Origin of the sequence: Variovorax sp. W1I1, from assembly GCF_030815625.1 — a bacterium.
Lineage (GTDB): Bacteria > Pseudomonadota > Gammaproteobacteria > Burkholderiales > Burkholderiaceae_C > Variovorax > Variovorax paradoxus_C.
The window spans coordinates 6,623,491-6,636,945 of the sequence record NZ_JAUSWZ010000001.1 but is presented as its reverse complement, the minus strand read 5'-3'; the positions used below and the strand labels follow the sequence as shown (position 1 = coordinate 6,636,945).

At 65.8% G+C, this 13,455-nt stretch carries 13 protein-coding genes; 2 read left to right on the top strand and 11 right to left on the bottom strand.

The annotated features are described in order from the left end of the window. Positions 1–85: 85 nt before the first annotated feature. Positions 86–643 (bottom strand): outer membrane protein assembly factor BamE, encoded by a 558-nt coding sequence (locus QFZ83_RS30925; protein ID WP_307512168.1) that lies wholly within the window; start codon positions 641–643, stop codon positions 86–88. A gap of 88 nt (positions 644–731) precedes the next feature. Here QFZ83_RS30925 and fur point away from each other — a divergent pair, with 88 nt between their 5' ends. Continuing rightward, on the top strand, positions 732–1,151 hold the full coding sequence (gene fur / locus QFZ83_RS30920; RefSeq protein ID WP_013538901.1) for a ferric iron uptake transcriptional regulator: 420 nt from the start codon (positions 732–734) through the stop codon (positions 1,149–1,151). 115 nt (positions 1,152–1,266) lie between these two features. On the opposite strand, the gene hprK is transcribed toward fur, so the two are convergent. From hprK to QFZ83_RS30900, 4 genes are all read right to left on the bottom strand, one after another. Continuing rightward, positions 1,267–2,220: an HPr(Ser) kinase/phosphatase gene (gene hprK / locus QFZ83_RS30915; protein ID WP_013538900.1), complete on the bottom strand. Its 954-nt coding sequence runs from the start codon at positions 2,218–2,220 to the stop codon at positions 1,267–1,269. A gap of 98 nt (positions 2,221–2,318) precedes the next feature. Further along, complete coding sequence (locus tag QFZ83_RS30910; RefSeq protein WP_093127334.1) at positions 2,319–2,786, bottom strand: PTS sugar transporter subunit IIA; 468 nt, start codon at positions 2,784–2,786, stop codon at positions 2,319–2,321. A 221-nt stretch (positions 2,787–3,007) separates the two neighbouring features. After that, positions 3,008–3,337 carry a ribosome hibernation-promoting factor, HPF/YfiA family gene (hpf, locus tag QFZ83_RS30905; protein WP_013538898.1) on the bottom strand — a complete coding sequence of 110 codons (330 nt, stop codon included), beginning with the start codon at positions 3,335–3,337 and terminating at the stop codon, positions 3,008–3,010. Positions 3,338–3,658: 321 nt separating this feature from the next. Continuing rightward, entirely contained in the window at positions 3,659–5,776 is a 2,118-nt protein-coding gene (locus tag QFZ83_RS30900; RefSeq protein WP_307512167.1) for an ATP-dependent helicase, read from the bottom strand. Between the two features lie 213 nt (positions 5,777–5,989). Here QFZ83_RS30900 and corA point away from each other — a divergent pair, with 213 nt between their 5' ends. After that, positions 5,990–6,976 carry a magnesium/cobalt transporter CorA gene (gene corA / locus QFZ83_RS30895; RefSeq protein ID WP_013538896.1) on the top strand — a complete coding sequence of 329 codons (987 nt, stop codon included), beginning with the start codon at positions 5,990–5,992 and terminating at the stop codon, positions 6,974–6,976. Here the strand turns inward: corA and QFZ83_RS30890 are convergent. Genes QFZ83_RS30890 through QFZ83_RS30865 form a run of 6 tightly spaced genes read right to left on the bottom strand, consistent with a single transcriptional unit; the run spans position 6,969 to position 13,416 of the window. Next, on the bottom strand, positions 6,969–7,733 hold the full coding sequence (locus QFZ83_RS30890; RefSeq protein WP_307512166.1) for a 5'-methylthioadenosine/adenosylhomocysteine nucleosidase: 765 nt from the start codon (positions 7,731–7,733) through the stop codon (positions 6,969–6,971). The genes corA and QFZ83_RS30890 overlap by 8 nt on opposite strands. Positions 7,734–7,736: 3 nt before the next feature. Next, positions 7,737–9,368, bottom strand: coding sequence for an ABC transporter substrate-binding protein (locus QFZ83_RS30885; RefSeq protein WP_307512164.1), 1,632 nt, complete (start codon positions 9,366–9,368; stop codon positions 7,737–7,739). A 38-nt stretch (positions 9,369–9,406) separates the two neighbouring features. Then, positions 9,407–10,450 carry a dipeptide ABC transporter ATP-binding protein gene (locus tag QFZ83_RS30880; RefSeq protein ID WP_307512162.1) on the bottom strand — a complete coding sequence of 348 codons (1,044 nt, stop codon included), beginning with the start codon at positions 10,448–10,450 and terminating at the stop codon, positions 9,407–9,409. After that, positions 10,447–11,475 (bottom strand): ABC transporter ATP-binding protein, encoded by a 1,029-nt coding sequence (locus QFZ83_RS30875; RefSeq protein WP_307512161.1) that lies wholly within the window; start codon positions 11,473–11,475, stop codon positions 10,447–10,449. The genes QFZ83_RS30880 and QFZ83_RS30875 overlap by 4 nt, the downstream gene beginning before the upstream one ends. 22 nt (positions 11,476–11,497) lie before the next feature. After that, entirely contained in the window at positions 11,498–12,412 is a 915-nt protein-coding gene (locus QFZ83_RS30870; RefSeq protein ID WP_373424086.1) for an ABC transporter permease subunit, read from the bottom strand. After that, positions 12,412–13,416 (bottom strand): ABC transporter permease subunit, encoded by a 1,005-nt coding sequence (locus QFZ83_RS30865; protein ID WP_013538889.1) that lies wholly within the window; start codon positions 13,414–13,416, stop codon positions 12,412–12,414. Before QFZ83_RS30865 ends, QFZ83_RS30870 begins: the two co-directional genes overlap by 1 nt. Between the last annotated feature and the right edge of the window lie 39 nt (positions 13,417–13,455).

The window sequence follows — 13,455 nt, the reverse complement described above, 5'->3', positions numbered from 1 at the left end:
CGGAATGGCCCGCAGGCCACTTGGAACCATGGGGGACCGGACGGACGCCGCCTGACTCGGCGGGCGCCGCCCGCTCTGGTTGCGCTCAGCGCGCGGCTTCGAGCGGGGGGTAGGCGGCAGGCAGCGGAGGCACGATGGTCGCCGAGGCGGCGGCATCGGTTTTCTGGTCCTTGGCCGGCGCGAACTTCTTGAGCTCGTCTTCCGTGGCCTCGAGCGGGGGCACCTTGCCCGTTTTCTTGCGGGTGTCGAGCGTGGCGACGAATTCTTCTTCGCTGGGCATCTCGTCGCCTACGAAGCGGTCCATCAGCTCGCCGTTGAAGAACACAGTCAGGTGGCGCTCCTGGGGTTCGACGCCCTGGCGGCGGATGGTGAACACGTAGTCCCAGCGATTGGCATGGAATACGTCGTTCAGCAGCGAAGTACCGAGGATTTCACGCACCTGCTGGCGCGACATGCCGGGCTTGAGCGCCGCGACCTGCTCCTTCGACACGAAATTGCCCTGGACCACTTCGACCTTGTAGGGCGTGACCGCGGCCAGCGCGCCACGCGTGCGATCGCTGAAACCGCTGCAGGCACCGAGGCAGAGCGTCGCGGCGACGGCAGCAGCCAGCAGCCAGGAACGGCGTTGGAAAATGGCAAGCATGGGAGGAAAAGGGGGTAGCGATATGATCGGCCATTGTAGCGGCTGGCCTTTTCAGGACCTGACCGCGGCACAGGGCGCAGGAACCATCATGGCCAATATCGACGAACTCAAAAATACCGGCCTCAAGGCCACCTTGCCACGCCTGAAGATTCTGGAAATCTTCCAGACGGGCAGCCAGCGGCACATGACGGCCGAAGACGTGTTTCGCGTCCTGCTCAACGAACATTCCGACATTGGCCTTGCCACCGTTTACCGCGTGCTCACGCAGTTCGAGCAGGCCGGCATCCTGGAGCGCAGCCACTTCGAGAGCGGCAAGGCGGTCTACGAACTGAATGAAGGCACGCACCACGACCACCTGATCTGCACCTCGTGCGGCAAGGTCGAGGAGTTCTACGACGCCGAGATCGAGCGCCGCCAGCAGATGATTTCCAAGGACAAGGGCTGGATCCTGCAGGACCACGCGATGTCGCTCTACGGCCTCTGCGGCGACTGCGTAAAGAAGCGCTAGAACAGGGCTTACCCCCAGTCTTCGCGCACTTCGTGTCGCTTCGCCAACCCCCTTTCAGGGGGCGACACCGGCGGCCCGGCAAAGCCGGTTCCGCGGTGTCCCTGGCAAAACGGGGTCAGTCTTGGCCGGTTTCCATCGCCTTGTGGTGGCGTGCCACGAAATCCGCATAGGTGTCGATGCCGCGCAGCTGCAGGATCGAATTGCGCACGGCCGCCTCGACCAGCACGGCGATGTTTCGCCCCGCCACCACCTGGATGATGACCTTGCGCACCGGAATGCCCAGCACGTCCTGCGTGAGCGGCGCCGAGGGCATGCGCTCGTAGTCGCGCTCGAAGCTGTCACGGCGCACCAGGTGCACGATGAGCTTCAGGCGCATCTTCCGGCGCACCGCCGTCTCGCCGAAGATCGCGCGGATGTCCAGGAGGCCGATGCCGCGCACTTCCAGCAGGTTCAGCAGCAGGTCGGGGCAGCGGCCCTCGATGGTGTTCTGGTTGATGCGGTAGAGGTCGACCGCATCGTCGGCCACCAGGCCGTTGCCGCGCGAGATCAGCTCCAGGCCGAGCTCGCTTTTGCCGAGGCCCGACTCGCCCGTGATCATCACGCCCATGCCCAGGATGTCCATGAACACGCCGTGCATCGAGGTGCGCTCGGCGAAATGCTTGGACAGGTAGGCGCGCAGCAGGTCGATCACGAAGGCCGACGATTCGCGCGTGGCGAAGAGCGGCAACTGGGCGCGCTCGCAGATCGACAGCAGCTCGTCCGGCGGCGCCTGGCCGTCGGCCAGCACCAGCATCGGCGGCTCCAGCGTGACGATGCGGGCGATACGGCGCGCGCAGTCGTCGGGACTGCCGCGCGTGAGATAAGCCACCTCGCGGGCGCCGAGGATCTGCACGCGGTAAGGGTGGATGTAATTGAGGTAACCGACCAGGTCGGCCGCCGACTGGGCGCGGCTGATGACCTCGGGATCGAACTGGCGCTCCGAAGCGCCGAGCCCCGCGAGCCACTCCCAGCGGAGCGACCCGCGGAACTCCTCGAACATGGCATCGGCGCTGATGACGGTCGGCTTCATGCGTTCAGAAGGCGGCGCTCGGCGCCGGCATTGGATGGATGAGGGACAGGGGAGGTGTCGCGCAGCTTAGCAGCAGCCGCGCACGCCGACGCATGCACTCAGGCGACTTGGGTCGACTGCCAGCCGGCGATCAGGCCGTGCAAGGCGGCGGCGTCGGTGCTGGACTTGATCTGCTCGCGCAGGCTGGCGTCGCTCAGCAGCTCGGCGATTTCAGAGAGGATTTCGAGGTGCTTCTGCGTGGCCGCTTCGGGTACCAGCAGGAAGATCAGCAGCGCGACGGGTTGCTCGTCGGGAGCGTCGAAACCGATGGGATTCGCCAGCTGGAACACCGCGGCCATCGGCGCCTTGAGGCCCTTGATGCGGCCATGCGGAATGGCGACGCCGTGACCCAGGCCGGTAGAGCCGAGGCGCTCGCGCGCAAAGAGGCTGTCGGTGATGAGGGCGCGCCCCAGGCCATGGAGGCTTTCGAACAGAAGGCCAGCTTCTTCGAAAGCACGTTTCTTGCTGGTAGCGTCAACGCTCACAAGCACTTGGGCGGGCGGCAGGATGGACGCGAGGCGATTCATGGTGGGAGCAGAGCGGGGGCGATTATGCACCCGGTTGGTAAAAACCCCCAGTCCCCCTATCTACTTTCTGTTTACATGTTGCCCAGAGGCCTCGCTGCCCCAGGCAGAAGCCGGCAGAAACCAGCAGAAAACCCCAAAGTCCGATGGCGGTAGTCGGAAAAGCAAAAGGCCGCCCAAAGGCGGCCTGTGGTGCGAGCGGGCCCGAGAGCCCCGCTCCTTGTTCACATCACGCGCTTGGGCGCCACGTGATGGTGGTCCTGCAGGCGGTCCTTGTGGCGAACCACCTGGCGGTCGAGCTTGTCGACCAGCTCATCGACCGCAGCGTAGAGATCAGCGTGGCTCGACTCCGCGAACATGTCATTGCCCTTGACGTGAATGTTGCACTCCGCCCTTTGGCGGCGTTCCTTTTCCTTCTGCTTTTCCACCGTGAGGATCACCTTCACATCGACCACCTGGTCGAAGTGCCGTGTGATCCGGTCCAGCTTGCTCGTGACGTAGGTGCGCAAGGCAGGGGTGACGTCGAGGTGATGACCGCTGATCGTCAAATTCATGAATGACCTCCTGAGAATTGACGGTTGGGGAAATGACCCCGCTCCGGAATGGAGCGTGGCCGGCGAAACAGGTGTGGTGCGGGAGAAGGGAGAGAAGAGGAGGAAGGGGAAGAAAGAGGGGTCGGTCGATTCACTATGCCCAAGCTGTCACGGTATTGCAATACCTGGGTTCTCCGGGTGGCGAGAGCGCCTGGGGCCTGCTTCAATCCGCTATTGAATCCATAGCTGCCCTTGCAGCTTGGCCCGCCTTCGTGGCGCTTTGCTTGCAAGTGTTAACGCGCTTCTCGCCCGGTGACCCTCCCGGGCGAAGGGCCAGCCGCTTCAGCGCCAGGCCGCGCGCATGCGGTTGCGCAAGTCGATCACGGCGGCGGGCGGAGGCACCGCGGGCGGCTGTACCGGCGGTGGTGGCCAGGTCTGCTGCTCGAAGCCAGCGAGATCCGATTCCGTGATGAAGCGCGTGCGATTCGCATAGAGATGCCGGTCGCCCCGCACCGCCTGCTGCGTGATGTAGAAGCGCTGCGGCACCAGGAGGTGCAGGTGGTCGCGGGCCCGCGTCATCGCGACATAGAGCAGGCGCCGCTCTTCCTCGAGTTCGTGCGCGCTCTGCGCCACATCGGCCGGCAGGCAGCCGTCGACCACATTGAGCACATGCACCGAGTTCCATTCCTGGCCCTTAGCCGAATGGATGGTGGAAAGGATCAGGTAGTCCTCATCGAGCAGCGGCGGCCCCGGACGATCGCTCGTGGCTTCGGGCGGATCGAGCGTGAGCTCGGTCAGGAAGCGCTCACGCGAACCGTAGCCGGCGGCGAGGCGCACCAGTTGCTCCACGTCCTGACGGCGCACGCCGGAGGTGTCGTCGTAGAGCCGCTCCAGGTGCGGCAGATACCAGCCCATCGCCAGCTCCACATCGGCCGGCCACGCCAGCGACGGCGCACGCAACGCGGCGTAGGCCTCGGCGAACCCGGCCCACTGCTCGCGTGCCGCGGACGGCGGCACGAAGTCGCGCACGGCCGCGGCCGGATCGGCCGCCTGGTCCATCGCATCGAGCAAGCGCGTGCCGGTGATGGGCCCGATGCCCGGAATCAGCTGCGTGACGCGAAAGCCCGCCATGCGCCCGCGCGGGTTCTGGGCAAACCTCAGCACGGCGAGCAGGTCCTTCACATGCGAGGCCTCGAGAAACTTGAGCCCGCCGAACTTCACGAACGGGATGTTGCGGCGCGCCAGTTCCAGTTCGAGCGCAGCGCTGTGCGACGAGGTGCGAAACAGCACCGCCTGCGACTTGAGCGCGAGCCCGCCTTCGCGGTGCGCGAGCACCTTGTCGGCCACCCAACGCGCCTGCCCCGCCTCGTCGGGCACCAGCACCAGTTGCGGCTTGCCGGCGGAGGGCTTGTCGGTCCAGAGCGTCTTGGCGTGCCGCTCGGCCGCCTGCGCGATCACGCGGTTCGACACATCGAGGATCGGCTGCGTCGAGCGGTAGTTGCGCTCCAACGTGACCACCCTTGCCTCCCGACTGAACTGCGAAGGGAAATCGAGGATGTTGCGCACCGTCGCGCCGCGGAACGAGTAGATCGATTGCGCGTCGTCCCCCACCACCGTGACGCCGCGCCCATCGGGCTTCATCGCCAGCAGGATCGAGGCCTGAAGCAGGTTGGTGTCCTGGTACTCGTCGACCAGCACGTGGTCGAAGCGCGCGCCCACGGCCTCGGCCAGCGCGGGCTCGGCGACCATCTCGGCCCAGTAGAGCAGCAGGTCGTCATAGTCGAGCACGTTCTGTTGTTGCTTGGCTTCGACGTAGGCGCCGAACAGCTTCTTGAGCTCGGCCTCCCATTCGCCGCACCACGGGAAGGCGTCCTTCAGCACCTCGGCCACCGAAGCGCGCGTGTTCACGCAGCGTGAATAGATCGAGAGACACGTGCCCTTGCGCGGGAAGCGGTTGACCGTGGAAGACAGGCCCAGCTCGTGGCGCACCAGCCCCATCAGGTCTTCGGCATCGCCGCGGTCGTGGATCGTGAAGTTCTCGTCGAGTCCGATCTGTTGCGCGTACTCGCGCAAGAGCCGCGCCCCGATGCCGTGAAAGGTGCCGGCCCACGGCAGCGCGGGCGGGCGTTCCGACTTGAGGCCGAGCACCTTGGCCAGCACCTGGCCCGCGCGGCGCTCCATTTCCTGCGCGGCGCGGCGCGAGAAAGTCAGCAGCAGCAGGCGCTGCGGATCGACCCCGTCTGCGATCAGGTGCGCCACCCGATGCGCCAGCGTGCTGGTCTTGCCGGAGCCGGCGCCGGCGATCACCAGCAGCGGGCGGTGATCGTCGGCCACCGCAGCGCCGACGCCGTGCTCGACGGCTGCGCGCTGGTCGTCGTTGAGCGTGGCCAACGCCGCGGCAAGGCGCTCGGCCTGGGTCTTTGGCGCAGCGGAAAAAACGGGGGACGCAGCGGTCTGCATGGGGCACGACTTTACTGTATGTCCGTCCAGTTCAGTCAGGTTGCCGCCATGTGGCCGGTGACATAATCGCGCCTCGCTGCAACCGGAGACTCCCCATGGAAACCGCCCCGTCTCGGCAGCTTTCAACTCCCCTCTGACGCGCTCGCGCCGGGCCCGGGAATTGAAAGCGCCCCTCCCTCGCCCACCGTTTCAGTCATCCCCGGGAGTGAGCCCATGCTCAACATCTTTACGCTCGCCAACGGCCGCCTCGTCCAGGAAGAGATCGAGTCGCTCGAAGAGCTCTCCAAGTTCCAGCCGATCTGGGTCGACCTCGAATCCCCCACGCTCGAGGAAAAGCGCTGGATCAAGCAGTACTACGGCCTGTCGATTCCCGAAGACGCGATGGACGAGGACATCGAGGAATCCGCCCGCTTCTACGAGGAAGACAACGGCGAACTGCACATCCGTTCCGACTTCCTGATCGACGACGACGAAGACCCGCGCACCGTGCGCGTGGCTTTCATCCTCAACCAGCACAACACCGATCTGCGCAGCCGCGGCGTGCTGTTCTCGATCCACGACGAAGACGTGCCCGTGTTCCGCCTCCTGCGCATGCGCGCACGCCGCGCGCCGGGGCTGATCGAAGACGCGAAAGAGGTGATGCTCAAACTCTTCGACGCCGACGCCGAATACTCGGCCGACACGCTGGAGAACATCTACGACGAGCTCGAAGTCGCCGGCAAGAAAGTGCTCTCGGGCAACGTCACCGACGAGTTGGCCGGCGAGGTGCTCGGCCTCATCGCGCGGCAGGAAGACTTGAACGGCCGCATCCGCCGCAACGTGATGGACACGCGCCGCGCGGTGAGCTTCATGATGCGCAGCAAGATGCTCAACGCCGAGCAGTTCGAAGAGGCCCGGCAGATCCTGCGCGACATCGAATCGCTGGACAACCACACGGCCTTCCTGTTCGACAAGATCAACTTCCTGATGGATGCGACCGTCGGTTTCATCAACATCAACCAGAACAAGACCATCAAGATCTTCTCGGTGGCGAGCGTCGCGCTGCTGCCGCCCACGCTGATCGCGAGCATCTACGGCATGAACTTCAAGTTCATGCCCGAGCTCGACTGGGCCATGGGCTATCCGTATGCCATCGTGCTGATGGCGGCGAGCGCGCTGGTGCCGATGTGGTACTTCCGCCGGCGCGGCTGGCTCAAGTAGCCGGCAGCCTCGCGAGCCACGCGCCGACCAGCGCGAGGCTGTAGCGGCTCGCGACCTCGGCGATGAAGCGCGCGAAGTCGCCGTGGGCCTCGTCGTCGGCGCGGTCCGAAATCGTCCGCATCGCCGCGAAGGGCACGCCATAGTCGTGGCACACCTGGGCCACTGCGGCGCCTTCCATTTCCACCGCGAGTGCATCGGGCAGATGGCGCCGCAGCGCTTCGCTTTCGGCGGCGGTCGAGACGAAGCGGTCGCCGCTGATCAGCAAGCCGCGATGGACCTTCGGTGAACGAAGGCCGAACTCATCGGCGGCCTCCTGCCCCACCAGCCCCACCGGGTCACGCAGCGACTCTTCTGCAACGACCGCCAACGCATCGCTGATGACAGCGTCGGCCGTGAAGCGCGAAACGCCCATCAAGGGCACTTCGTATTTCGGAAAGAGCGGCGAAGCATCCATGTCGTGCTGAAGCAGTTCGGTCGCCACGACAACGTCGCCGACATTCACGCCCGGCGCGAGTCCGCCCGCGACTCCACTGAACACGATGGCCCGCACGCCGAAGCGTTCGAGCAGCACCGTGGCCGTCACCGCCGCGGCGACCTTGCCGATGCGCGACAGCACCGCGACCACGGGCTGGCCATGCAGATGGCCGACCCAGAAGTCGCGCCCGGCAACGCGCACCCGCTGCTCATCGGGCATCTGCGCGAGGAGCGCCTTCAGCTCCTCGTGCATCGCCGCGACAATGGCGATGGGCTCAGCCACCGCTTACTTGATGTCCACGCCGTAGAAGGTGTGGCGACCGAACGGGCTCAGCTTGAAGTCGATCACTTCCTTGCGCACGGGCTTCAGTTGCACCGCGTGTGCGATGGTGAACCACGGCGCCTGCTCCTTGAAGATGACCTGCGCCTTCTTGTAGAGCGCGTCGCGGTCGGCCTGTTTCACCGTGCTCTTGGCCTTCACCACGAGGTCTTCATACGGCTGGTAGCAGAACTTCGAGATGTTGCTGCCGCTCGCCGACTTGGCCGAGGCGCAGCCCAGGAGCGTGTACATGAAGTTGTCCGGATCGCCGTTGTCGCCGGTCCAGCCCAGCATGCCCATCTGGTGCTCGCCGGCCTGCAGGCGCTTGCGGTACTCGCCCCATTCGAAACTCTTGATCTCAGCCTTGACGTTGATCTTGGCGAGGTCGGCCTGCATCAGCTCGGCGATGCGCTTGGCGTTCGGGTTGTACGGGCGCTGCACCGGCATGGCCCACAGGTCGGTCGAGAAACCGTCGGGGAACCCGGCCTGCGCCAAGAGCTTCTTCGCGGCTTCGGGGTCGTACGGATCGTCCTTGATCGCATCGTTGTAGGACCACATGGTCGGCGGAATCGGGTTCTTCGCCGCAACGCCAGTCGTGAGGTAGACGCCGTCGATGATCGCCTTCTTGTTGATCGCCATGTTGATGGCCTTGCGCACGCGCACATCGTCGAAAGGCTTCTTCGTCGTGTTGTACGAGAGGTAGCCGACGTTCAGGCCCGGCTGCTCCAGCACCTGCACGTTCGGGTCCTTGCGGATCGCGTCGAGGTCGGCCGGGTTCGGGTACGGCATGACGTGGCATTCGCCCTTCTGCAGCTTGGCCCAGCGCACCGACGCATCGGGCGTGATCGCAAACACGAGGTCGTCGATCTTGGCCTTGCCGCCCCAGTACTGCGGGAAGGCCTTGAAGCGGATGACCGCGTCCTTCTGGTACTGCACCAGGTAGAACGGGCCTGTGCCGATCGGGTCCTGGTCCACCTTCTCGGGCGTGCCGGCCTTGAGCATCGCGATCGCGTATTCCTTCGACTGGATGCCCGCGTACTGCATCGCGAGATTCGCGAGGAACGGCGCCTCGGCCTGGTTGAGCGTGATCTTCACGGTGAAGTCATCGATGCGGTCCACTGACTTCAGCAGCTTGGGCATGCCCATGTCGTTGAAGTACGAGTGGTTCTGGCTCGTGACCTTGAAGAACGGATCGCTCTCCTTCCACTGGCGCTCGAGCATGAAGATGAAGTCGTCGGCGTTGAAGTCGCGCGTGGGCTTGAAGCTCTTGCTCGTGGTGTGCCACTTCACGCCCTTGCGCAGGTGAAAGGTGTAGACGGTGCCGTCGGGCGAGATGTCCCACTTTTCAGCGAGTCCCGGCATGACCTTGGTGCCGCCGCGCTCGAACTCGACGATGGTGTTGTAGACCTGCGTGGTCACGTCGAACGACGTGCCGGTGGTGTTCATGCCCGGATAGAAATTCTCTGGGCTTCCTTCGGAGCAATACACCAGCGTCTTGGCTGACACAGCACCCGCGGCCAGGGTAAGGGCCGCAAGCGCTGTCGGTGCCAGGAGCGCCAGCATTCGTGAGCGGCGCGAAACGGAGGATTGGGTCTTCATGAGGACTCCTTCAGACACGGTTGAAAAAACGGATGAGCTCAGGGATTCGTCGCCATCGGAACGGCGAGCACGGGAACATCGGCGCGCACGGGCGGCGTGCCATCGAGGAACTTCTCTGCGTAGTGGCAGGCCACCAGCCGCTCGTCGAGCGCGCGCAGCAAGGGGCGCTCTTCGCGGCAGCGCTGCTGCACGTGCTGGCAGCGCGTGTTGAAGACGCAGCCCGTGGGCGGATTCAGCGGCGACGGCAGCTCGCCCTTGAGCACGATGCGCTGGCTGCTGAGCCCCGGCGTCGATGCGAGCAGCGCCTGCGTGTACGGATGCAGCGGGCGCGCGAAGATGCGCCCCTTCGGGCCCTGCTCCACCGCATGGCCGAGGTACATCACGAGCACGTCATGCGCGATGTGGCGCACCACGCCGAGGTCGTGCGAAATGAAGAGGTACGCGAGGCCCAACTCGGCCTGCAGGTCGGCCAGCAGGTTCAGCACCTGCGCCTGGATCGACACGTCGAGCGCCGACACCGGCTCGTCGGCCACCAGGAGGCGCGGCGACAGCATGAGCGCGCGCGCAATCGCGATGCGCTGGCGTTGACCGCCCGAGAACATGTGGGGATAGCGGTTCGCGTACTCGGGGCGCAGGCCGACTCGGGCGAGCATTTCGCGTGCCTTTGCAGCGCGCTCCGACTTCCCCATCGTGGTGTTGATCGCGAGCGGGTCTTCGAGCACGGCCGAAATCTTCTTGCGCGGATTGAGCGAGCCGTAGGGGTTCTGGAACACCAACTGCACGGCCTGGCGCAGCTCGCGCTTGCGCTCGGCCGGCGGGTTCACCGCATCGGCGCCGACGAGCGTGAGCTGCCCGGCCGTCGGCTTCTCGATCAGCGCGACCATGCGCGCGAGCGTGGACTTGCCGCAGCCCGATTCGCCCACCACCGCCAGCGTGCGGCCGCGCTCGAGGCGGAACGAGATGTCGCCCACCGCGCGCAGATGCGCCGGCGCGCGAAAGAGCCCGCGTCGCACGTCGTAGGTGCGCTGCAGACTGGTCGCTTCGACCACGACGTCGCCGGGCGCGCCCTTGTCGTTGTTCATTGCAGCGCCTCCGCCGCGGGCACCTGTTGCGGCCGGTCCTGCTCGATCGCCACGATGCGACCCGGCTCGCCGAGCGGATAGTGGCAGCGCACCTCGGCGCCCTGCCACTCGCGCAGTGCGGGACGCACGTTGCAGGCGCGCGTGGTGACGTAGCTGCAGCGCGGCGCGAACAGGCAGCCCGAAGGCCGGTCGTGCACGCCGGGCACCACGCCGCTGATGGTGGCAAGCCGTCCTTCGGGCGCCGCTCGCTCGGGCAATGCCGCGAGCAGTGCTTCGGTGTAGGGGTGCTGCGGCGATGCGAAGAGCCGGTCGACGCGCTGGTGCTCCATCACCTGGCCCGCATACATCACGGCGATGCGCTGCGCCATCTCGCTCACCACGCCCATGTTGTGCGTGATGAGCACCAGCGCCATGCCGCGCTCCTTCTGCAGGTCGCGCAGCAGGTCGAGGATCTGCGCCTGGATGGTCACGTCGAGCGCGGTGGTCGGCTCGTCTGCAATCAAGAGGCGCGGGTTGCAGGCGATGGCCATTGCGATCATCACGCGCTGGTTCATGCCGCCCGAGAGCTGGTGCGGGTAGCTTGCGAGGCGCGACGACGCGGCGGGAATGCCGACCTGCTCCAGCAGTTCGGTCGCGCGCTTCTTCGCCGTGCGCTTGTCCAGGTTCAGGTGGAGGCGCAGCACTTCCATCAACTGGAAGCCGATGGTGAAGCAGGGGTTGAGGCTGGTGGTCGGCTCCTGGAAGATCATCGCGACCTCCTTGCCGACCAGCGAACGGCGCGCCTTGTCGGAGATGCCGAGCAGGTCTTTTCCCGCGAAGCGCATGTGCTCCGCGCGCACGCGGCCCGGGAAGCCGACCAGGCCCATGAGCGCCATCATCGTGACGCTTTTGCCCGAGCCCGATTCGCCGACGATGCCGAGCACCTCGCCTTCTTCGAGCGTGAGGCTCACACCGTCGACGGCGTGCAGCACGCCGCCTTGCGTCGGGAATTCGACGTGCAGATCTTTGATGTCCAGCAAAGGCATCGTTTCTCTCCTTTGCGTTGAATCAGCGCTTGAGCTTGGGGTCGAGCGCATCGCGCAGACCGTCGCCCAGCAGATTGAAAGCCAGCACGGCCGCGAGGATCGCGAGACCCGGAAAGGTCACGACCCACCACGCGCGCAGCACGAACTCGCGCGCATCGGCCAGCATCGTTCCCCACTCGGGCGATGGCGGCTGCGCGCCGAGACCGAGGAAGCCGAGCGCCGCCGCATCGAGGATGGCGGTAGAGATGCCGAGCGAGGCCTGCACGATCAGCGGCGCCGCGCAGTTGGGCAGCACCTCGCGGAACATCAGGCGCAGCGTGCCGGCGCCGCTCACGCGGGCCGCGGTGACGTAGTCGCGCGAGACCTCGGCGATGACGGCCGCGCGCGTGATGCGCACGTAATGCGGCAGCACCACGATGGCCACCGCGAGCATCGCGTTGACGAGCCCCGGGCCGAGGATGGCGACGATCACGATGGCGAGCAGCAAGCTCGGCAGCGTGAGCACGATGTCCATGAGCCGCATGATCGCGATCTCGAGCACGCCACGGAAGAACCCGGCGATGAGCCCGAGCACCACGCCCGCCACCACCGACAACGCCACCACGGCGACACCGATCGACAGCGAGAGCCGCGCGCCGTACATGAGGCGCGACAGGATGTCGCGCCCGATGGCGTCGGTGCCCAGCAGGTAGCTCCACGTTCCGCCCTGCTGCCATGCAGGCGGCTGCAAGAACACGGCGCTGTTGGTTTCGTTGGGCGCGTGCGGCGCGATCCACGGTGCGAACAACGCAACGAGCAGCAGCACGACGATGGTCGCGAGCCCGATGACCGCGCCGCGGTTCGCCGAGAAGGCGGTCCAGAACTCGCGCCAGGGGCCGGGCGGCGCGGTGTTGGCGCCCGTCGTCGGAATGGTGGGGGTCGAAGTGGTGTTCATCATCAGCGTCGAATACGGGGATTGATGACGCCGTAGGCAACGTCGACCAGAAGATTCACCAGCATCACGATGCCGCCGAGCAGCAGCATGCCGCCCTGCAGCACCGGATAGTCGCGCCGGCCGATGGCCTCGATGAGCCACTTGCCGACACCGGGCCAGGAGAAGATCGTCTCGGTGAGGATCGCGCCGGTGAAGAGTACGCCCACCTGCAAGCCGATCACGGTGACGACCGGGATCAACGCGTTGCGCAGCGCATGCAGTCCCACCACGCGAAAGCGCGAAAGGCCCTTGGCGCGCGCGGTGCGGATGTAGTCCTCGCCGAGCACTTCGAGCATGGCCGAACGCGTCATGCGCGCGATCACCGCGAGCGGCACGGTGCCCAGCACGATGGCCGGAAGAATGAGGTGGTGCAGCGCCGACCAGAAGGCGTCGGTATCGCCGGCGCGCAGCGAGTCGATCAAGAGAAAGCCGGTCTCGGGCTCGATGAAATACTGCACCGCGATGCGCCCGGAAACGGGCGTCCATCCGAGCTGCACCGAGAAGAACAGGATCAGCAGCAACCCCCACCAGAAGATCGGCATCGAGTAGCCGGTGAGCGAGGTGGCCATCACGCCGTGGTCGAAGATGGAATTGCGCCGCACCGCCGCGAGGATGCCGGCGGGTAGGCCCAGCAGCAGCGCAAAAAGAATCGCGCACACGCCGAGCTCCACGGTGGCCGGGAAGAGCGCGAGGAACTCGCTCATCACCTTGTCCTGCGTGATGATCGACTTGCCCAGATCGCCATGCAGCACGCGGCCGATGTAGATGCCGTACTGCACGAGGATCGGCTTGTCGAAGCCGTAGGCGGTGCGCAGTTCGGCATGGCGCGCGGGATCGATCCCGCGCTCGCCGGCCATGGTTTCAATGGGGTCGCCCGGCACCAGCCGGATGAGGAAGAAGGCCAGCAGCGTCATGCCGATGAAGGTCGGCACGAGCAAACTTAAACGAACGCAAATGAACTTAAACATCGACCCGCGAATATGCAAGATCGATGCCGTGGCCCTACC